This window comes from Cellulomonas chitinilytica (assembly GCF_016862675.1).
Lineage (GTDB): Bacteria > Actinomycetota > Actinomycetes > Actinomycetales > Cellulomonadaceae > Cellulomonas > Cellulomonas chitinilytica.
Window position 1 is genome coordinate 139,912 of record NZ_BONK01000008.1, and the last position, 20,607, is coordinate 160,518.

Annotated in this window: 19 protein-coding genes; all 19 read left to right on the top strand. The window is 74.2% G+C overall.

Going from position 1 to position 20,607, the window contains the following annotated elements:
* Positions 1-48: 48 nt before the first annotated feature.
* The 19 genes from smc (at position 49) to dprA (ending at position 20,468) form a co-directional block, all read left to right on the top strand.
* A complete protein-coding gene (gene smc, locus Cch01nite_RS12780; RefSeq protein WP_203754904.1) occupies positions 49-3,612 on the top strand; it encodes a chromosome segregation protein SMC in 3,564 nt (1,187 codons plus the stop codon).
* Positions 3,613-3,707: 95 nt separating this feature from the next.
* The gene (locus Cch01nite_RS12785; RefSeq protein WP_203754907.1) at positions 3,708-4,040 is read left to right on the top strand and encodes a hypothetical protein; all 333 of its coding nucleotides are present in this window, start codon (positions 3,708-3,710) and stop codon (positions 4,038-4,040) included.
* Between the two features lie 142 nt (positions 4,041-4,182).
* Positions 4,183-5,445 (top strand): signal recognition particle-docking protein FtsY, encoded by a 1,263-nt coding sequence (gene ftsY / locus Cch01nite_RS12790; protein ID WP_203754909.1) that lies wholly within the window; start codon positions 4,183-4,185, stop codon positions 5,443-5,445.
* A 181-nt stretch (positions 5,446-5,626) separates the two neighbouring features.
* On the top strand, positions 5,627-6,943 hold the full coding sequence (locus tag Cch01nite_RS12795) for an ammonium transporter (protein ID WP_203754912.1): 1,317 nt from the start codon (positions 5,627-5,629) through the stop codon (positions 6,941-6,943).
* Positions 6,943-7,284, top strand: a complete 342-nt coding sequence (locus Cch01nite_RS12800; protein WP_203754917.1) for a P-II family nitrogen regulator — start codon at positions 6,943-6,945, stop codon at positions 7,282-7,284. Before Cch01nite_RS12795 ends, Cch01nite_RS12800 begins: the two co-directional genes overlap by 1 nt.
* A gap of 22 nt (positions 7,285-7,306) precedes the next feature.
* Positions 7,307-9,106, top strand: coding sequence for a [protein-PII] uridylyltransferase (locus Cch01nite_RS12805; protein WP_203754920.1), 1,800 nt, complete (start codon positions 7,307-7,309; stop codon positions 9,104-9,106).
* A gap of 24 nt (positions 9,107-9,130) precedes the next feature.
* A complete protein-coding gene (gene ffh, locus Cch01nite_RS12810; protein ID WP_203754923.1) occupies positions 9,131-10,735 on the top strand; it encodes a signal recognition particle protein in 1,605 nt (534 codons plus the stop codon).
* A 3-nt stretch (positions 10,736-10,738) separates the two neighbouring features.
* Entirely contained in the window at positions 10,739-11,836 is a 1,098-nt protein-coding gene (locus Cch01nite_RS12815) for an amidohydrolase family protein (protein WP_203754936.1), read from the top strand.
* 182 nt (positions 11,837-12,018) lie between these two features.
* Positions 12,019-12,465 (top strand): 30S ribosomal protein S16, encoded by a 447-nt coding sequence (gene rpsP, locus Cch01nite_RS12820; RefSeq protein WP_203754938.1) that lies wholly within the window; start codon positions 12,019-12,021, stop codon positions 12,463-12,465.
* A complete protein-coding gene (locus Cch01nite_RS12825; RefSeq protein ID WP_203754940.1) occupies positions 12,465-12,704 on the top strand; it encodes an RNA-binding protein in 240 nt (79 codons plus the stop codon). The genes rpsP and Cch01nite_RS12825 overlap by 1 nt, the downstream gene beginning before the upstream one ends.
* A gap of 91 nt (positions 12,705-12,795) precedes the next feature.
* Positions 12,796-13,365 (top strand): ribosome maturation factor RimM, encoded by a 570-nt coding sequence (gene rimM, locus Cch01nite_RS12830; protein ID WP_203754942.1) that lies wholly within the window; start codon positions 12,796-12,798, stop codon positions 13,363-13,365.
* 1 nt (position 13,366) lies between these two features.
* The gene (gene trmD / locus Cch01nite_RS12835) at positions 13,367-14,143 is read left to right on the top strand and encodes a tRNA (guanosine(37)-N1)-methyltransferase TrmD (RefSeq protein ID WP_203754944.1); all 777 of its coding nucleotides are present in this window, start codon (positions 13,367-13,369) and stop codon (positions 14,141-14,143) included.
* Between the two features lie 263 nt (positions 14,144-14,406).
* Complete coding sequence (gene rplS, locus Cch01nite_RS12840) at positions 14,407-14,772, top strand: 50S ribosomal protein L19 (RefSeq protein WP_203754946.1); 366 nt, start codon at positions 14,407-14,409, stop codon at positions 14,770-14,772.
* Between the two features lie 132 nt (positions 14,773-14,904).
* Positions 14,905-15,780 (top strand): signal peptidase I, encoded by an 876-nt coding sequence (lepB, locus tag Cch01nite_RS12845; RefSeq protein ID WP_239070435.1) that lies wholly within the window; start codon positions 14,905-14,907, stop codon positions 15,778-15,780.
* Positions 15,777-16,661: a ribonuclease HII gene (rnhB, locus tag Cch01nite_RS12850; protein ID WP_203754948.1), complete on the top strand. Its 885-nt coding sequence runs from the start codon at positions 15,777-15,779 to the stop codon at positions 16,659-16,661. The genes lepB and rnhB overlap by 4 nt, the downstream gene beginning before the upstream one ends.
* Positions 16,662-16,722: 61 nt before the next feature.
* On the top strand, positions 16,723-17,046 hold the full coding sequence (locus tag Cch01nite_RS12855) for a DUF2469 domain-containing protein (protein ID WP_203754951.1): 324 nt from the start codon (positions 16,723-16,725) through the stop codon (positions 17,044-17,046).
* A 120-nt stretch (positions 17,047-17,166) separates the two neighbouring features.
* Positions 17,167-17,523 (top strand): YraN family protein, encoded by a 357-nt coding sequence (locus tag Cch01nite_RS12860; protein WP_203754954.1) that lies wholly within the window; start codon positions 17,167-17,169, stop codon positions 17,521-17,523.
* Entirely contained in the window at positions 17,524-19,044 is a 1,521-nt protein-coding gene (locus Cch01nite_RS12865) for a YifB family Mg chelatase-like AAA ATPase (RefSeq protein WP_203754957.1), read from the top strand.
* A 185-nt stretch (positions 19,045-19,229) separates the two neighbouring features.
* Positions 19,230-20,468 carry a DNA-processing protein DprA gene (gene dprA, locus Cch01nite_RS12870; RefSeq protein WP_239070444.1) on the top strand — a complete coding sequence of 413 codons (1,239 nt, stop codon included), beginning with the start codon at positions 19,230-19,232 and terminating at the stop codon, positions 20,466-20,468.
* Positions 20,469-20,607 lie beyond the last annotated feature (139 nt).

Below are 20,607 nucleotides of genomic sequence, written 5' to 3' on the forward strand. Positions count from 1 at the left end.
CGGGTGGGCCTCCCCGGAGGCGCACCGCCCGCGCCTTAGGCTGCGTGGGTGCACCTCAAGACCCTCACCCTGCGGGGGTTCAAGTCGTTCGCCTCGGCGACGACGCTGAACTTCGAGCCGGGTGTCACCTGCGTCGTCGGGCCGAACGGCTCGGGCAAGTCCAACGTCGTCGACGCGCTCGCGTGGGTCATGGGGGAGCAGGGCGCCAAGTCGCTGCGCGGCGGCAAGATGGAGGACGTCATCTTCGCCGGCACGTCCGGCCGCCCGCCGCTCGGCCGGGCCGAGGTGTCGCTCACCATCGACAACGCCGACGGCGCCCTGCCGATCGAGTACTCCGAGGTGACGATCTCGCGGACGCTGTTCCGCAGCGGCGGCTCCGAGTACGCGATCAACGGCCAGGGCTGCCGCCTGCTGGACATCCAGGACCTGCTGTCCGACTCGGGCCTGGGCCGCGAGATGCACGTCATCGTCGGGCAGGGACAGCTCGACGCCGTGCTGCGGGCGACCCCGGAGGAGCGTCGCGGGTTCATCGAGGAGGCCGCGGGCGTCCTCAAGCACCGCAAGCGCAAGGAGAAGGCCCTCCGCAAGCTCGAGGCGATGCAGGCCAACCTCACGCGCCTGGCCGACCTCACCGGTGAGATCCGCCGCCAGCTCGGCCCGCTCGGCCGGCAGGCGGAGGTCGCGCGCAAGGCCGCGGTCGTCCAGGCGGACCTCCGCGACGCGCGTGCCCGGCTCCTCGCCGACGACCTCGCGCAGCTCACCGCCACGCTCGAGCAGGAGATCGCCGACGAGACGGCCGTACTCGCGGAGCGTGAGCGGGTCGAGCGGCTCCTGTCGGAGCAGCGTGCGCTGCTGGCGACGCTCGAACGGCAGGCGGCGGAGGCGGCGCCCGCGCTGAGCGAGGCGAGCGAGGTCTGGTACCGGCTGTCGTCGCTGCGCGAGCGCCTGCGTGGCACGTCCTCGCTCGCCGCCGACCGGGTGCGCCTCCTCGGGTCGGCGGGTGCGGAGCGCGGCGGCGGGTCGGACCCCGACGACCTCGCCCGCCAGGCCGAGCGGGTGCGGGCGGCCGAGGCCGAGCTCGCGGCCGAGGTCGAGCTCGCGCGGGTCGCCCTGGAGGCGGCGGTGACGGCGCGCCAGGAGGCCGAGCAGGAGGCCGGCGCGGCCGAGAAGGCGCTCGCGACGGCACTGCGGGGCGCGGCCGACCGCCGGGAGGGTGTCGCCCGGCTCGCAGGGCAGGTCGCCGCGCGCCGCAGCCGTGTCGAGGCCACCCAGGCCGAGCTCGGCCGCCTCCGGGAGACCCTGGCGGCCGCCGAGCGACGCGGCCAGGAGGCGTCCACCCAGTTCACCGCCCTGGAGTCGCAGGTCGCCGGTGTCGAGGAGGGCGAGGAGGGCCTGGACGCCGAGCACGAGGCCGCGGCCGAGGCGCTCGACGACGCGTCCGCGCACCTCACGTCGCTGCAGGAGCAGCTGGCCGCCGCGGACCGCGACGAGTCGGCCCTGACGTCACGGGCGGAGACGCTCGAGCTGAGCCTGCTCCGCAAGGACGGTGCCGGCGCGCTGCTCGCCGCGGACGGCCTGACGGGCACGATCGGCTCGGTCGCGGCGCTCCTGCAGGTCGACCCGCGCGACGAGGAGGCGATCGTCGCGGCGCTCGGTGCCACGGCGGACGCCGTGGCCGTCGAGTCGGTGGACGCCGCCGTCGACGCGCTGCGCTACCTGCGGACCGAGGACGCCGGCCGGGCGACCCTGCTCGTCGCGGGCGGCGACACGGCCGCACCCCGGCCGCCGGTCCCGGACGGCGCCGACCGTGCGACGGACCTCGTGCGCGCCCCGGCGCACGTGCGGGCGACCGTCGAGACGTTGCTCGTCGACGTCGTCGTCGTGGACGACCTCGCGACGGCGCGCGCGGTCGTCGCGGCCCGCCCCGACCTCGTCGTGGCGACCCGCACCGGGGACGTCCTGTCCCGCCACCGTGCAGCGGGCGGCTCGGCGACCGCGCCGAGCGCGCTGCACCTGCAGGCCGCCCTCGACCAGGCCCGCTCGGGTGCCCAGGAGGCGGCCAGCACCGCCGAGCGGCTGCGCTTCGAGATCGCGGCGGCGACCCAGGCGCAGACGCAGGCGCAGGCGGCCTACGAGGCGACGCTCGAACGGCTCAACGAGTCGGACGCGGCCCTCGCCGCGGTGGCCGAGCAGCTCGGGCACCTCGGCTCCACGGCCCGTGCGGCGCGTGCCGAGGCCGAGCGCGTCGAGGCGTCGCTCGAGGCCGCCTCCCGCACGCTCGAGTCCGACACGGCCGACCTCGCCGAGCTCACCGCACGGCTCGCCGCCGCCGAGGTGGAGCCCGCCGAGAGCGAGGCCGCGATCGTCGACGGGGGAGCGCTGCGGGACCGGCTCGCGGAGCTCGCGACCGGTGCCCGCAGCCGCGAGACGGAGGCACGCCTCACGTTGCGCACGAGCGAGGAGCGCGCCCGGGCGCTGTCCGGCCGGGCCGAGTCGCTCGAACGGGCGGCTCGCGCGGAGCGTGCGGCACGCGAGAAGGCCGCCGAGCGGGAACGTGCCCGCGCCCGTCAGGTCGCGGTCGCGCTCGCGGTCCGGGACGGCGCGCAGCAGGCGCTCACGGTGCTCGACGAGTCGCTGCGCCGGGCGTCGGCCGAGCGGGACGCCGCCGAGCAGGCGCGCGCCGAGCGGGACGCCCTCCTGACCGCCACCCGCACCGAGGCCGACGCACGTGCCGCGGAGCTCGGCCGGCTCACGGACGTCGCGCACCGCGACGAGGTCGCCCGCACCCAGCAGCGTCTGCGCATCGAGCAGCTGCAGACGCGGGCCGTCGAGGAGCTCGGGCTGGACCCCGTCGTGCTGCTCGAGGAGTTCGGTCCCCACCAGGACGTGCCGGTCGTGCACGCGCCGGGCGCCGACGTGGACCCGGACGCACCCACGGCTGTGCCCTACGTGCGCGAGCAGCAGGAGAAGCGCCTCCGGGCCGCCGAACGGGCGCTGTCGCTGCTCGGCCGCGTCAACCCGCTGGCGCTCGAGGAGTTCGCCGCGCTGGAGGAGCGCCACCAGTTCCTCACCGAGCAGCTCGCGGACCTCAAGAAGTCCCGCCTCGACCTGCTGGAGATCGTCAGGGAGATCGACGAGCGCGTCGAGCAGGTGTTCGCCGACGCCTACCGCGACACCGCCGCGGCGTTCGACGTCGTGTTCCCGCGGCTGTTCCCGGGCGGCGAGGGACGCCTCGTGCTGACCGACCCCGACGACATGCTCACGACCGGCATCGACGTCGAGGCCCGACCCGCGGGAAAGAAGGTCAAGCGGCTGTCGCTGCTGTCGGGCGGGGAGCGCTCGCTCACCGCGGTGGCGATGCTCGTCGCCATCTTCAAGGCCCGGCCCAGCCCGTTCTACGTGATGGACGAGGTCGAGGCCGCGCTCGACGACGCCAACCTCGGTCGCCTGCTGGAGATCTTCCGCGAGCTGCAGGAGGACTCGCAGCTCATCGTCGTCACGCACCAGAAGCGGACGATGGAGATCGCGGACGCGCTGTACGGCGTGACGATGCGGGGTGACGGCGTGACGACCGTGATCAGCCAGCGCATGCGGGAGGACGTCACCGTCTGACCCCTCGTCGGGCCGTTGTGGAGATTGTGTGCGGCTTGGTGGGCGGACGGGTGGGCCGTGGCGCCTCGGGCCGCCCGGCGACGGAGACTGGGGACGTGCCCGTTCTCGTCGCTGTTCTCGTCGCCCTCGTCGTCGCCGCCGCCGTCCTGCTCGTCGCCAGCGCGGTGGCCGGGGGTGCGTCGGACGACGGACGCGGCCCGCTGCGCAGCTTCCGGGCCGGGCTCGCCGCGCGCCGGCACCCCGACGAGGAGCAGCGTGCGGCGGCGATCGCCGCGTCCGCGGAACCGGTCGACGTCTCGCTCGACGAGCTGCTGAGCGCGAACGCCGAGCACGGCGCCGCCTACCTGGACGTCGACGAGCTCGGTGCCACGCTGCACCGCGCGCGCGAGCGCGCCGCCCGCGTGCTTCCGCTGACGCGCCGCGGCTGAGGCCACCCGGCCGAGTCCGCCGAGTTCACCCCGGCCGAGCCCACCCGGCCGAGGGGCCCGACGACCTCGGGCGCCGCCGCGTCGACGCGCCGGACGACGGACCGGCTCGCGCGGGCGACCGGACGGACGACAGACTGTCCCGGTGAACCCCGACACCCTGACCTGGCTGCTCGCGGCCGGCGTGCCGATCGCCCTCGCTGTCACCGTCGTCACCGCGGTGGTCCGACGCCGTTCCGGGTCGGGCATCGGCCCGGAGGGACCGACCCGGCCGTCCGATCCGACCGAGGCGCAGGGAGCGGCCACGTCGACCGCCGTCCTCGACCGGCCGGCCCCGGGTGTCGCCGAGGCGCCTGCCGCGGAGGCTGCGCCGGTCGAGGTGGCACCGCCGGTTCCACCCGTCGAGGTGCCGACCGGCGAGGTGCCGGCGGCGGAGGCCGCCGTCGAGCCCGAGCTCGAGGTCCCGGCGCCCGTCGCGGGGCGGCTCGCCCGTCTCCGGGGCCGGCTCGCCCGCTCGGGCTCCCCGCTGGGTGCGCGCCTGCTCGCCGTGCTGTCCCGCGACCACCTCACCGAGGACGACTGGGACGAGCTCGAGGAGACGCTGCTGCTGGCCGACGTCGGTGCCGGCCCGACGTCGGACCTCATCGAGGCGCTGCGCACCCGGGTCCGCGTCGAGGGCCTGCGCGAGCCCGCCCAGGTCCGTGCCCTGCTGCGCGAGCAGCTGCTCGCGCTCGTCGACCCGTCCCTCGACCGGACCCTGAGCACCACGCCGTCGACGGCGGCCGACGGGTCGCACGTGCCCGCGGTGGTGCTCGTCGTCGGCGTGAACGGCACCGGCAAGACGACGACGGTCGGCAAGCTCGCCCGCGTCCTCGTCGCCGAGGACCGCACGGTGCTGCTCGGCGCGGCCGACACGTTCCGCGCCGCGGCCGCCGACCAGCTCCAGACGTGGGGGTCGCGCGTCGGCGTGCACACGGTCCGGTCGGACCGGGACGGCGCCGACCCGGCGGCGGTGGCGTTCGACGCGGCTCGGCAGGGCCGCGCCGAGGGCGTGGACGTCGTCCTCGTCGACACCGCCGGACGTCTGCAGAACAAGGCCGGCCTGATGGACGAGCTCGGCAAGATCACGCGCGTCCTGACGCGGGAGGCGCCGCTCGCCGAGGTGCTGCTGGTGCTGGACGCGACGACCGGGCAGAACGGCCTCAACCAGGCGCGTGTGTTCGGCGAGGTCGCGGGCGTGACGGGCATCGTCCTGACGAAGCTCGACGGCACCGCCAAGGGCGGCATCGTCGTGGCCGTCCAGCGTGAGCTCGGCGTGCCCGTGAAGCTCGTGGGTCTGGGCGAGGGGCCGGACGACCTCGCGCCGTTCGACCCGGAGGAGTTCGTCGACGGGATCCTGCAGGGCTGACGGTCCGGCGACCGGGACGGTCTGTCCCGCACCGTTGGACGTCCGCCCAGGCCGAAACGGACTGTTTACACGGATGTGCGCCTTGTCACACGCCCGTAACGCCGCACGTGTTCGCGAGTAACCGGCCTCCCCGAATGTTGTCCACGTCCGGCCGCCCGGTCGGAGAGTGGAGAAGTGAACGATGGACTTCACCTTGGACACCGGCAACACGGCCTGGATGCTCATCTCGTCCGTGATCGTCCTCATGATGACGGTGCCGGCCCTGGCGTTCTTCTACGGGGGCATGGTCCGCGGCAAGTCGGTCCTCAACATGCTGATGATGAACTTCATCGCGGTCGGGACCGTCGGCCTCGTCTGGATCCTGTACGGGTACTCGATGACGTTCGGTGGGAGCACCACCGGCGTCGGCCAGTTCGTCGACAACCCGTTCGAGTACTTCGGCCTCGTCGGTCTGACGGACGACAAGAGCCTGATGGCGGCGTCCGGCGTGCCTGCGCTCGTCGCCGTCGCGTTCCAGGCGACGTTCGCCGTCATCACGGTCGCGCTGATCTCGGGCGCGATCGCGGACCGGATCAAGTTCGGCAGCTGGATCGCGTTCACGGTCGTGTGGGTCACCGCGGTGTACTTCCCGCTCGCCCACATGGTGTGGGGCGGTGGCTTCCTCGGTGTCGGCGGCAAGGTCTCCGAGTGGCTCTCCACGCCGATCGACTTCGCCGGCGGCACGGTCGTGCACATCAACGCCGGTGCCGCAGGCCTCGCGCTCGCGCTCCTGCTCGGTCGTCGCAAGGGCTGGCCGACGTCCCCGATCCGCCCGCACAACCTGCCGTACGTGATGCTCGGCGCCGCGCTCCTGTGGGTCGGCTGGTTCGGCTTCAACGCCGGCTCCGAGTTCGCCGCCGACGGCACCGCGGGCCGCGCGTGGATCAACACGTTCGTCGCCACCTGCGCCGCGATGCTCACCTGGCTCGTGACGGAGAAGATCCGCGACGGGCACGCCACGTCGCTCGGTGCCGCCTCGGGTGTCGTCGCAGGTCTGGTCGCGATCACGCCGGCCGCCGCGGCGGTCGACTCGTTCGGCGCCATCGCGATCGGCGCCATCGCCGGCACGGTCTGCGCCCTGGCCGTCGGCCTGAAGTTCAAGTTCGGCTTCGACGACGCGCTCGACGTGGTCGGCGTCCACCTGGTCGGTGGCATCACGGGCACCGTCCTGATCGGTCTCCTGGCCACGAACAAGCAGGGCGGCTGGTACCCCGACGGTGCGCAGAACGGCCTCCTCTACGGTGGCGGTGCGACGCAGCTGATCACGCAGATCCTGGTCGCCGCGATCGCTGTCGTGTTCTCCTTCGTGCTGACGTACGTCATCGGCAGCATCATCAAGGCCGTCACCGGCCTGCGGGTGAGCGAGGAGGACGAGGTCTCCGGGGTCGACCTGGCACTGCACGGCGAGACGGCGTACGAGACCCTGGACGGTTCCCGGGTCCTGACGGAGGTGAACTGATGACGAAGCTCGTGACGGCGGTCATCCAGCCGCACCGGCTGGATGACGTGAAGTCGGCCCTCGAGGCCGCCGGTGTGCGCGGTCTCACGGTGAGCGAGGCGAGCGGCTACGGCCGTCAGCGCGGTCACACGGAGGTCTACCGCGGCGCGGAGTACACCGTGGACCTCGTGCCGAAGGTCAAGATCGACGTCCTGGTGGCCGACGAGGACGCCTACGGCGTCACCGAGGTCGTCATCAAGGCGGCGCAGACCGGCAAGATCGGCGACGGCAAGGTCTGGGTCGTGCCGGTCGAGGACGTGGCTCGCGTCCGCACCGGCGAGCACGGCGACGACGCGCTCTGACCAGGACGGTCGCACGCACCGCATGACACAGCAACGGCCGCCCGCGGGGGGCGCGGCCGAGCACGGTTCGACCGAGGTCCCGCACCCCGACACCACCGGGGTGCGGGACCTGCGTGCCGAGCGGCTCGAGCTCGCGGCCCGCCTGACGGGCCCGCACGCCGACGGGGTCGCCCGTCGCACCGCGATCGTCGAGCTCGTCCGCGCCCGCCTCGCCGAGCTCTGGGAGGAGGCGACGGAGGGCGAGGACGTCTCCGGAGTCGCGCTCGGCGCCGTCGGGAGCATCGGGCGCGGCGACGCGAGCCCCGTGAGCGACCTCGACCTCCTGCTCGTGCACGAGGGGCGGGGACACCCGCCCGAGCAGCTCCAGGCGATCGCGCAACGGCTCTGGTACCCGATCTGGGACGCCGGGCTCGACCTCGACCACTCGGTGCGCTCGCTCGCGCAGTGCCGCCAGGTCGCGTCCAAGGACCTGCCGGCGGCGGTCGGCCTGCTCGACCTGCAGCCGGTCGCGGGCGACGCGGTCGTGATCGCCCGGGCGAGGTCCGCCCTGCTGGAGGACTGGCGCGACGCGGCCCGCCGGCGGCTGCCGGAGCTGCTCGGCTCGACGCGCCAGCGCGCGGACCGCCACGGCGAGCTCGCGTACCTGCTGGAGCCCGAGCTCAAGGAGGCCCGCGGCGGGATCCGCGACGCGGTCGTCCTCAGCGCGCTCGCGGCGACCTGGCTCACGGACCGACCGCACGGGGCCGTCGACAGCGCGTACGCGCACCTGCTCGACGTGCGCGACACGGTGCAGGTCGCGACGCGGCGGCACACGAACCGCCTGCTGCTCGCCGACCAGGACGAGGTCGCGGCGCTCGTCGGCTTCGACGACCGCGACGACCTCGTGGCGAGCATCGCGGAGGCGGGACGGGTCATCTCGTACGCCCTTGACACGACGGCCCGCAACGCCCGCCAGGCGCTGCAGCGCCCGGCCCGCAAGCCCGTGCTCGTGCGTGGCCGGCGGACGGCGCCGCGGCTGCGTGCCATCGCGGAGGACCTCGTCGAGCACGACGGCGAGATCGTGCTGGCGGTGGACGCCCGACCCGCCGACGACCCGCTGCTGTCGCTGCGCGCGGCGGCGACCGCGGCCCGCACCGGTCTGGCCCTGTCGCCGGTGACGGTCGCGAGCCTGACGGCGACACCGCCGCTGCCGACGCCGTGGCCGAAGGTCGCGCGGACCTACTTGCTGCAGCTCCTCGGCTCGGAGCAGGCCCAGGTGCCGATCTGGGAGGCGCTCGACCTGGCCGGTGTGGTGACGACGTGGATCCCGGAGTGGGCGGCGGTGCGGAACCGGCCGCAGCGGTCGCCCGTGCACCGGCACACCGTGGACCGGCACCTCGTCGAGACGGTCGCCCGGGCGGGCCGGGTCCGCCGCGAGGTCGAGCTCGGGGACACGCTGCTGCTCGCGGCGCTGCTGCACGACATCGGCAAGCGGGCCGGGGCCGGCGACCACTCCGTCGAGGGCGCCCGGCTGGCGGGTCCGATCGTGGTCCGCATGGGCTTCGGCGAGGACGTGGCGGCGGACGTCGCCCGCCTGGTCCGGGAGCACCTCACGCTCGTGGACCTCGCCACGACGGCCGACCCCGACGACCCGGCGACGCTCGCCCGCCTGCTCGACGCGGTCGACCACCGGGCCGACCTGCTCGAGGTGCTGCGTGCCCTCACGGAGGCGGACGCGTCCGCCGCCGGGCCTGCGGCGTGGAGCGCGTGGCGCGGCACGCTCGTCGACGACCTCGCCGCACGGGCCCGGCGCACGCTGGCAGGTACCCTGGACCGTCCGTGATCCCTGACGTGTGAGGACCGCCCGGTGTTCGCCACCCTGTCCGACCGACTGACGTCGACCTTCAAGAACCTGCGCACCAAGGGCCGTCTGTCCGAGGCGGACATCGACGCGACCGTGCGCGAGATCCGTCGTGCGCTGCTCGACGCCGACGTGGCGGTCCCGGTCGTCCGCTCGTTCACGGGCGCGGTCCGCGAGCGCGCGCTGTCGGTCGAGGTGTCCGGCGCGCTCAACCCTGCCCAGCAGGTCGTGAAGATCGTCAACGAGGAGCTCGTCGCGATCCTCGGCGGCCAGACGCGCCCGCTGACGTTCGCGAAGCGGCCGCCGACGGTCATCCTGCTCGCGGGCCTGCAGGGTGCCGGCAAGACGACCCTCGCGGGCAAGCTCGCGCTGCACCTCAAGTCGCAGGGGCACACCCCGCTCCTCGTCGCGGCGGACCTGCAGCGGCCGAACGCGGTCACGCAGCTGCAGGTCGTCGGCGAGCGCGCCGGCGTGCCGGTGTTCGCGCCGCACCCGGGAAACCAGGGCTCGGACGACGTCATGCCGTTCGGCGCCGACCCGGTCGCGGTCGCCCGTCAGGGCCTCGAGACGGCCCGGACCAAGCAGCACGACGTCCTCATCGTCGACACGGCCGGCCGGCTGGGTGTCGACGCGGAGCTCATGCGCCAGGCGTCGGACATCCGCGACGCGGTCGAGCCCGACGAGATCCTGTTCGTCATCGACGCGATGATCGGCCAGGACGCGGTGACGACGGCGCAGGCGTTCGCCGACGGCGTCGGCTTCACGGGCGTCGTGCTCTCGAAGCTCGACGGCGACGCCCGCGGCGGTGCGGCGCTGTCCGTCACGTCGGTCACCGGCAAGCCGATCCTCTACGCGAGCACGGGCGAGAAGCTCACCGACTTCGAGGTGTTCCACCCGGACCGGATGGCGTCGCGCATCCTCGACATGGGTGACGTCCTCACGCTCATCGAGCAGGCCGAGAAGGCGTTCGACGCCGAGCAGGCCGAGAAGATGGTCGGCAAGATCACCTCCGGCCAGGACTTCACGCTCGACGACTTCCTCGTCCAGATGCAGCAGCTGCGCAAGCTCGGCCCGCTGAAGAACATGCTCGGCATGCTCCCCGGCATGGGCCAGATGCGGGAGGCCATCGACTCGTTCGACGAGAAGGAGGTCAACCGCATCGAGGCGATGATCCAGTCGATGACGCCCGCCGAGCGGCACAACCCCAAGATCATCAACGGCTCGCGCCGCTCGCGCATCGCCAAGGGCTCCGGCACCACCGTCACGGACATCAACCAGCTCATCGAGCGGTTCGACAGCGCCCAGAAGATGATGCGCCACATGGCCAAGGGCGGCGCGATGCCGGGCATGCCGGGGATGGGCAGCCTCCCGGGCACCGGCAAGAAGTCCCGCGGCCGGGTCGCCGCGCCTGCCCCTCGTCGCGCCAAGGGCAAGTCCGGCAACCCCGCGAAGCGGGCCGAGCAGGAGCGCGCCGCGCTCGACCGTTCGGCGGCGGCCCCGGCGAGCGCCCCCGGCTCGGCGTTCGGGCTCGGTGCACCGCAGGAGCCGGAGCAGGTCGACCCGTCGGCCCTGCAGCTGCCCGCGGGGCTGGACAAGTTCCTCGGTCGCTGACCCGTGTCCGTCCTGCACCTGCGCGGCACCGTCGTCCTCGACGACGAGCGTGAGGTCGGCGAGGCGTGGGTGGTGGGGGACCGGCTGACGTTCGCACGTCCGGCCGCCCCGGTCACCGCCGTCCTCGAGGGCTGGGTGCTGCCCGGTCTCGTCGACGTGCACTGCCACATCGGCCTCGCTGCCGACGGCCCGGTCGACGACGGGACCGCGGAGAAGCAGGCGCTGGCGGACCGCGACTCGGGCGTCCTGCTCGTGCGCGACGCCGGTTCGCCGGCCGACACCGGCTGGGTGCACGACCGGGACGACCTGCCGAGGCTGATCCGCGCCGGCCGCCACCTGGCCCTGCCGAAGCGTTACCTGCGGAACTACGGCCGCGAGCTCGCGTCGGTCGCCGACCTGCCGGCCGCCGTCCGCGAGGAGGCCGCGCGCGGCGACGGCTGGGTCAAGCTCGTCGCCGACTGGATCGACCGCGACCTCGGCACCGACGGCGACCTGCGCCCCCTGTGGCCCCGCGAGGTGCTCGTCGAGGCGGTCGCCGCGGCGCACGCCGCCGGGGCCCGGGTCACGGCGCACACGTTCGCCACCGAGTCGCTCGACGACCTCCTCGACGCCGGTGTCGACTGCCTCGAGCACGCGACCGGCGCGACCCCGGACCAGGTCGACCGGATCGCGGCGGCGGGCATCCCGGTCACCGCGACGCTCCTGCAGATCGCGCAGTTCGAGTCGATCGCCGCCCAGGGAGCCGACCGCTACCCGCGGTTCGCTGCCCGGATGCGCGCCCTGCACGCCCACCGCTACGACCTCGTGCGGAGCCTGCACGAGGCCGGTGTCCCGGTGCTCGTGGGGACCGACGCGGGCGGCACGATCGGTCATGGCCGGATCGCCGACGAGGCGGCGGAGCTCGTCCGGGCGGGCATCCCTGCGCGAGACGTCGTGGCGGCAGCGAGCTGGCGGACGCGTGCGTGGCTCGGTGCTCCCGGGCTCGAGGAGGGGGCGAGCGCCGACGTCGTCGTCTACGGTGCCGACCCGCGGGCGCAGATCGAGGTGCTCGGGCACCCGACCGCGGTCGTCCTGCGGGGCGTCCCGACGACGACGGGCTGACGCGCCGCCGGTGGTCGTCGTGGTTGGGCCGCCCTGCGCGATCTGGCACAATGGTCCGCTGTACCCGACGGATGCAGCCCCTCTACCTGCGCCCGTCGTGTCCTCGGTCAGACCGGCGCGCCCCACCCCACGGGGCGAGCGCCGAGAGACCACCACAGCAGACCTCAGGAGAAGACCACACCGTGGCCACCAAGATCCGTCTCAAGCGTCTCGGCAAGATCCGTGCGCCGTACTACCGCATCGTCGTCGCCGACTCGCGCACCAAGCGCGACGGTCGCGTGATCGAGGAGATCGGCAAGTACCACCCCACCGAGGAGCCCTCGTTCATCGAGGTCAACTCCGACCGTGCCCAGTACTGGCTCGGCGTCGGCGCGCAGCCGACCGAGCAGGTCGCCGTGCTCCTCAAGATCACGGGTGACTGGCAGAAGTTCAAGGGCCTGCCGGGCGCCGAGGGCACCCTGCGGACCAAGGGCGACAAGGTCGACCCGAAGGCCGCCATCGAGGCCGCCGCCGCGGACGCCGAGAAGGTCAAGGCGAAGGCGTCGGAGAAGAAGGCCGCCGCTGTCGAGGCTCCGGCCGAGGCCGCCGCTGACGCCGAGGTCGAGGCCACCGAGGACGAGCAGGCCTGATGCTCGCCGACGCGCTGGAGCACCTGGTGCGGGGCATCGTCGACCACCCGGACGACGTGCGGGTGAACGCCTCGTCGTTGCGTCGCGGTGAGCTTCTCGAGGTGCGGGTGCACCCCGAGGACCTCGGTCGCGTCATCGGGCGCGGCGGGCGCACCGCCCGGGCCCTGCGCACGGTCGTCGGCGCGCTGTCGCCGGACGGCGCGGTCCGCATCGACGTCGTGGACGTCGACCGCCGCTGACGGGTTCGCCCGTCCAGGCTTCACGAAGGCCCGGCCCCGTACCCTGGGGCCGGGCCTTCGCCGTCATCCCGTCCCTCCCGAGAGGATCCCCATGCTGCTCACCGTCGCGCGGATCGGCCGTGCGCACGGCCTGCGCGGGGAGGTCGCGCTCGACCTGCGGACCGACGCTCCCGAGGACCGGCTGGCCGTCGGCACGCGCCTGCAGACCGAGCCGGCGTCGGCCGGGCCGCTCACCGTGGCCCGGACCCGGGTCCAGCAGGGGCGGTGGCACGTGACGTTCGAGGAGATCGCCGACCGGACGGCGGCGGAGGGGCTGCGCGGCGTCGAGCTGGTCGCCGAGGCGAGCGTGGACGATGACGAGGACGCGTGGTACCCGCACGAGCTCGCCGGCCTGCGGGCGGAGTCGACGGACGGACGGGTGCTCGGCGAGATCGTCGGCCTGCAGCACCTGCCCGCGCACGACGTCCTCGTCCTGCGCGAGCCCGACGGGGCCCGCACGCTGGTCCCGTTCGTGCGGGCCATCGTGCCCGTCGTGGACGTCCCCGGCGGCCGTGTCGTGCTGGACCCGCCGGGCGGCCTGCTCGCGTCCGACGCCGAGAACCTCGTGGTCTCGGACGAGACGCGGGGCGAGCCGGACCACGAGCCGGGTGCCGAGGACTGACGTGCGCATCGACGTCGTCTCGATCTTCCCCGACTACCTCGCACCGCTGGACCTCTCGCTCGTGGGCAAGGCGCGCACGGGCGGGCTGCTCGACCTGCGGGTGCACGACCTGCGGGACTGGACCACGGACCGGCACCGCACCGTCGACGACACCCCGTTCGGCGGGGGTGCCGGCATGGTGATGCGGCCCGACGTGTGGGGGACCGCGCTGGACTCCGTGCTCGACGACGGTGCGCACCTGCTGGTGCCGACCCCGTCGGGCGCACCGCTGACGCAGCGGACCGCCGAGCGTCTCGCCGAGGAGCAGCACCTCGTGGTGGCGTGCGGCCGGTACGAGGGCATCGACGCCCGGGTCGCGGAGCACTACCGGGCGCGACCGGGGGTCCGGGTCAGCGAGTTCTCGATCGGTGACTACGTGCTCAACGGCGGTGAGGTCGCGGCGCTCGTGCTCGTCGAGGCCGTCGCACGGCTGCTCCCCGGGGTCGTGGGGAACCCGGAGTCGCTCGTGGAGGAGTCGCACGGCGCTGCGGGCCTCCTGGAGTACCCCGTGTACACGAAGCCGCCGCAGTGGGCGGGGCTCGACGTGCCCGACGTCCTCCTGTCCGGTCATCACGGTCGCATCGCCCGGTGGCGGCGCGACCAGGCGCTGCGCCGGACCGCGGGGCGCCGGCCGGACCTCGTGGCAGCGCTCGACGTCGCGGCGCTGGACCGTGCCGATCTCGCGACGCTGGCGGAGCTCGGGTGGGTCGCGCAGGACGGCCGGCTCGTCGGACCCTGACCCTCGACCGGGTGCGCGCCCGGCTGCGGGCGCCGGCGGCCGCAGCCCCGGATTGGTGGCGTGCGCTCCCGCTGTGGCAGACTTGCCCGTTGGTGCGCGCCGGTCGCGTCTCTGCCACAGGGGAGACGACCCACGACCACAGAGAACAGGTCCACGACCTGTCCCCGAACGCACCGGACCAGACCATCGGGACGCCTGCACCGTGGTGCGCGGCGCCCTCGACGACGTTCCTGACCTGTGGCAGGGCGGGGAAGTGACTCACCATGCACACGCTCGACCAGCTCGACGCAGCCTCGCTGCGCAGCGACATCCCGGACTTCCGCCCCGGGGACACCCTGAAGGTCAACGTCAAGGTCGTCGAGGGCAACCGCTCCCGCATCCAGGCGTTCCAGGGTGTCGTCATCGCCCGTCAGGGCGACGGCGTCCGTGAGACGTTCACGGTCCGCAAGATCAGCTTCCAGGTCGGCGTGGAGCGCACGTTCCCCGTGCACTCCCCGACGCTGGACTCGATCGAGGTCGTCACCCGCGGTGACGTCCGTCGCGCGAAGCTGTACTACCTGCGCAAGCTCCGCGGCAAGAAGGCCAAGATCAAGGAGAAGCGCGAGAGCGTCCCCGCGAAGAAGGCCTGAGCCTTTCTCCGCACGTCGACGGGCGGTCACCCTGAGGGTGGCCGCCCGTCGCTTTCTGTGAATGTCCGTTCTGGGCGGTACCGCATGGTGGTTCGTTACCCGCGGACGGCGCCCGCGTGCGAGAGTGTGCGGGTGATCGAGCGCCCGTCCGAGGACATCGAGGACCCGACGAGGCCCTTCACCTGGCCCGCGATCGGCGGTGCCGCACCGGCCGGTCCCGCGGCGTCGGGCGACGTCCCGCACGGCGCGACCACGCCGCCGGAGCAGCCGGAGCAGCCCGAGGGCCGGCGGTCGCGTCGGACCGCCTCGCACCGGCACGCCGAGTCGAAGCCCCGCAGCGGCGCGATGGCGATGCTGCGCGAGACCGTGATCATCCTCGTCAGCGCGCTGGTGCTGTCGCTCGTCGTGAAGACGTTCCTCGTGCAGGCCTTCTTCATCCCGAGCCCGTCGATGCACGACACGCTGATCGAGGACGACCGCATCCTCGTGAGCAAGCTGACTCCCGGCCCGTTCGACCTGCACCGCGGCGACATCGTCGTGTTCAAGGACCCGGGGGGCTGGCTGCCGCCGGGCGGCGAGGCGGACGCCGTCGGGGTGCGTCGGGTGGTCAACGACGCGCTGACGTGGGTCGGCCTGTACCCGCAGGACGCCGGCGAGCACCTCGTGAAGCGGGTCATCGGGCTCCCGGGCGACCACGTGGCGTGCGCCGAGGTCGGGCAGCCGATCACCGTCAACGGAGTCCCGCTCGACGAGCCCTACCTGGCGCCGGGCGCGGTGCCGAGCGACATGACGTTCGACGTCGTCGTGCCGGCGAACAGTCTGTGGGTCATGGGCGACAACCGGCAGCACTCCGCGGACTCGCGCTGGAACCAGGGCAAGCCCGGTGGCGGCTCCGTGCCGATCAAGAACGTCGTCGGCGTCGCGTTCGTCACCGTGTGGCCGCTGGACCGGGCCACGATCCTGCGCAACCCGAAGGCGACCTTCGAGGACGTGCCTGACCCGTCATGACCCTGACCGTCGACCCCGTCGGTCCCGGCACGGTCGACGAGCCGGGACCGGTCCGCACGCCCGGGACGCGCTCCCGGACGGCCGCACGGCCCGTCACCCGCCCTGGACCGCACCTGCGGCACGAGCGCCTGCTCCTGCGTGAGGGCGCGACGCTCGTCGCGGGGATGGACGAGGTGGGCCGCGGCTCGTTGGCCGGGCCGGTCAGCGTCGGAGTCGTCGTGGTCGACGCGGGCACCCGGTCCGCGCCGCGTGGCGTCGCGGACTCGAAGCTCCTGACGCCGGCCGCCCGGACGGCCCTGCTGCCCGCTCTCGGTCGCTGGGGCCTGGCGCGGGCCGTGGGCCACGCGAGCGCGGCGGAGATCGACGACCTGGGCATCATCGCGGCGTTGCGGCTCGCGGGGTCCCGGGCCCTGTCGGCGGTCGTCGAGGTCGTCGGCCACGTGGACGTCGTGCTCCTCGACGGTTCGCACGACTGGCTGACCCCGCCCGCCGCGGTGCCGGACCTGTTCGCCGCCGTCGAGGACGTCGTCGCGGCGCCCGTGCCGCGCGTCCGCATGCGCGTCAAGGCGGACCGGACGTGCGCGAGCGTCGCGGCGGCCAGCGTGCTGGCCAAGTGCGAGCGGGACGCGCTCATGGTCGGGCTGGCCCCACACCACCCCGCGTACCGGTGGGACGAGAACAAGGGCTACGCGTCGCCGGACCACCTGGCCGCGCTCCGCGAGCTCGGCCCCAGCGAGCTGCACCGACGCTCGTGGCGACTGCCCGGCGTCGGCCTCGACGACGACGGGCTCGTGCCCGGCGACGACGAGTCGGACCTGACCTTCGACGACCTCGACCTGGACGACGTGACGGACCGGGCGGAGTCGGACGACACGGACTGACGGCACTCCGGGAACGCCGCGCTGCGGCCCCGGACGGCCGCCCATGGGGGATGATGGCCCGGTGAGTGCGGAGGACCTGGAGAACTACGAGACCGACATGGAGCTCGCGCTCTACCGTGAGTACCGGGACGTCGTGGGGCTCTTCTCGTACGTCGTCGAGACGGAGCGCCGGTTCTACCTCGCGAACCAGGTGGACCTGCAGGTGCGGTCCGCCGCGGGCGAGGTGTACTTCGAGCTGAGCCTCGCGGACGCGTGGGTGTGGGACGTGTACCGGTCGGCGCGGTTCGTGAAGTCGGTGCGTGTCGTCACGTTCAAGGACGTGAACGTCGAGGAGCTCGCGAAGGCGGAGCTCGACCTCGGTGGCAGCGCCGGCTTCGGTCGGTAGCGGCGCCCCGCTCGGCGAGCCGCCCACAGCCCGGCGCCGGCGCGCAGCCCGCACCGTCCGCGCACGCAGGTCGACGGCCACGTGCCGCCACCGGGCACTCTCGTGCCGGGAGGTGGTCCGGTGCGTGCGAAGGACGCGGTGGGACGGTACGGCGAGGACGTGGCTGCGGCGCACGTCACCGCGCAGGGATGGCAGGTGCTCGAGCGGAACTGGCGGGTCGTGGCCGGTGAGCTCGACCTGATCGCGCTCGACGGGGACGAGCTCGTCGTCGTCGAGGTCAAGACGCGGCGCTCGGCAGCGTTCGGCCACCCCGCCGAGGCGGTGACGCGGCACAAGCTCGCCCGCGTCCGGCGTCTTGCAGCGCAGTGGCTCGCGTCGCACGACACCCGGCCCGCGTCGGTGCGGGTCGACGTCATCGCGGTGCTCCTGCCGCGACAGGGGGCCGCTCAGGTCGAGCACCTCGTCGGGGTGGTCTGAGTGGTGCTCGGTCGGACGCTCGCCGTCGCCCTGGTGGGACTGCGCGGACACGTCGTCGAGGTCGAGGCGCACCTCGCTCCGTCGCTGCCGGCGTTCACCCTCGTCGGGCTGCCCGATGCGGCGCTGGCGGAGTCGCGTGACCGTGTCCGCGCCGCGGTGTCGTCGTCGGGCCTGGCGTGGCCGCAGCGGCGGATCACCGTGAACCTCTCGCCGGCGACGCTCCCCAAGTCCGGGTCGACGTTCGACCTCGCGATCGCCGTCGCGATGCTCGCCGGCGCCGAGGCGGTGGACCCGCTGCGCGCCGTCGGGGTGGTCCACCTCGGCGAGCTCGGCCTCGACGGACGGCTGCGGCCCGTCCGGGGAGTGCTGCCGGCGGTCGCCGCCGCGGTCGCCGCGGGCCATCCCCGGGTCGTCGTGCCGCGGGGCAACCTGGCCGAGGCGCAGCTCGTGCCCGGCGCGCAGGCGATCGGTGCGGACAGCCTGGCCGAGGTCGCAGCCGGCTACGGCGCCGACGTCGAGGTCCCCGACGTCGTCCCGGTCGCTGCCGAGCACGCGTCGTCCGCGCCGCGTCCCGGCCTGGACCTGGCGGACGTGATCGGTCAGCCCGACGCCCGGCAGAGCCTCGAGGTGGCCGCCGCCGGTGGGCACCACCTCCTCATGGTCGGCCCGCCCGGGACCGGCAAGACGATGCTCGCCGCCCGCCTGCCCGGCCTGCTCCCCGACCTCTCGGAGGCGGACGCGGTCGAGGTCACGGCCGTGCACTCGGTGGCCGGCACCTTCGACCCGGGGGAGGGTCTGCTCCGTCGACCTCCGTTCGAGGACCCGCACCACACCGCGACCCCCGCCAGCGTGGTGGGCGGTGGGTCGGGTGTGCCCCGCCCCGGTGCGGCGTCCCGCGCGCACCGGGGAGTCCTGTTCCTCGACGAGGCGCCGGAGTTCACGACGGCGGTGCTGCAGACGCTGCGGCAGCCGCTCGAGCACGGTGAGCTCGTCCTGCACCGTGCCGCCGGCGCCGCCCGGTACCCGGCGCGGTTCCAGCTCGTGCTCGCCGCGAACCCGTGCCCGTGCGGCAAGGCGGTGGGCAAGGGGCTGGGCTGCACCTGTCGCTCGGAGCAGCGCCGCCGGTACTTCGGCAAGCTCTCCGGGCCGTTGCTCGACCGAGTCGACCTGCAGGTCGAGCTGGGACCCGCACGGCCGGGCGGCGAAGCAGGGGAGCGGTCCGCCGCCGTGGCGGCACGCGTCGCAGCCTGCCGGGCCGCTCAGGCGGTGAGGCTCTCCGGAACGCCGTGGCGCACGAACGCGGAGGTGCCTGGCGCGTGGCTGCGCGCCCGCCTGGGCGCCGACCGGTCGCTCACGACCGAGCTCGACCGCGCCGTCGACCGGGGGACGCTCAGCCTGCGTGGCGTCGACCGGGTGCTGCGCGTCGCGTGGACGCTGGCCGACCTCGCCGGCCGGGACGCGCCGGCGCGGACGGACGTCGGGCAGGCGCTGCTCCTGCGCACTCGCGGGCACGGCGCATGACGACCGCCGCCACGCCGCCCGTCGGTACGCCGACCGAGGCTGAACCGCATGTCCGTCCGCCGGCGGTGGCCGGACCACGTGTCCGCCCGCCGGCGGTGGCCGGACCACGTGTCGGTTCGCCGCCGGTGGTCGGACCACATCTCGGTCCGCCGGCCGTGGCCGGACCACGTGTCGGTTCGCCGGCGGTGGCCGGACCGCCTGTCGCTGCGCCGGCGGTGGCCGAGCCGCGCATCGGTCCGCTGCCGGACGTCGCTGACCGCGAGCTGAAGGCGCGGGTCGCATGGAGCGGGCTCGCCGAGCCCGGCGACCGGATCGCCGGGGCGCTGGTCAGGGCGCTCGGTCCCGCGGACGCACTCGAGTGGCTCAGCTTGTCGGGCGACGACCGGCCGGTGCCGTGGGGCCCGCTGGAGGAGCGCGTCGGTCCGCTGCCGACCGCGCAGCGCGGCCGGCTCGAGCGTTCCGTGCGGCGATGGGCGACGCGACTGCCGACCGTCGAGCCCGAGCGCGACCTCGAGGTGCTGACCCGCATGGGCGGTTCCGTCCTCGTCCCGGACGACGCCCGATGGCCTGTCGGGCTCGACGACCTCGGCGACGAGCGTCCTTTCTGCTTGTGGGTCCGCGGCGTTCCCGATCTCGCCCGGGCCTGGCGGCGTGGTGTCGCGCTCGTCGGGTCGAGGGCGGCGACCACTTACGGCGAGCGCGTCGCGTTCGACCTCGCGGAGAGCCTGGGCGCGCGGGGCGTGACGGTCGTGTCGGGCGGCGCGTACGGCGTTGACGCGGCATCGCACCGGGGGGCGCTCTCGGCCGGTGGCGCGACGAGCGTCGTGCTCGCCGGGGGTGTCGACCGGGCCTACCCGCTCGGCAACGCGCGGCTCTTCGAGGCGGTCGTCGGCGCAGGCGGGTCGGTGGTCGCGGAGCTCGGTCCGGGCCGGGTGCCGACGAAGAGCCGGTTCCTGCAGCGCAACAGGCTGATCGCGGCGGGGAGCAGGGCGACGGTCGTCGTCGAGGCGGCGTGGCGTTCCGGGGCGATGAGCTCGGCTCACCACGCCGCGCGGCTGCTGCGGCCGGTCGGGGCGGTGCCGGGGCCGGTCACCTCGGCGGCGTCCGCGGGATGTCATCGGCTCCTGCGTGACGGGATCGCGGTGTGCGTCACGGATGCCGACGAGGTCGCCGAGCTCGCCGGCAGCGCTGGGTGCGACCTCGTCGACGAACGGGTCGAGGCGCCACGACCGGGTGACGGCCTCGACCCTGTGACTCGCCGCGTGCTCGAGGCGCTCCCTCGCCGGGTTCCGACCGATCTGGCGACGGTCGCGTCCTCCGCGGGAGTGACGACGGCGGAGGCGCGAGCCGCGCTGGGACTGCTCGAGCTCGACGGTTCGGCCGTACGTTCGAGTGCCGGCTGGCGCATGGGGACGCGAGGGTGAGCCGCACAGCGGGTGAAAAGAGGTTCGTTCGACGGAATTCATGGCCCGCGAATCGGACATGCACGGCGGAATCCCCCGTGACTAGGCCTCTTGGGTGAGAGTCCCGCTTGTTTATGTGATGTGTTTCAGGTCACCGTAG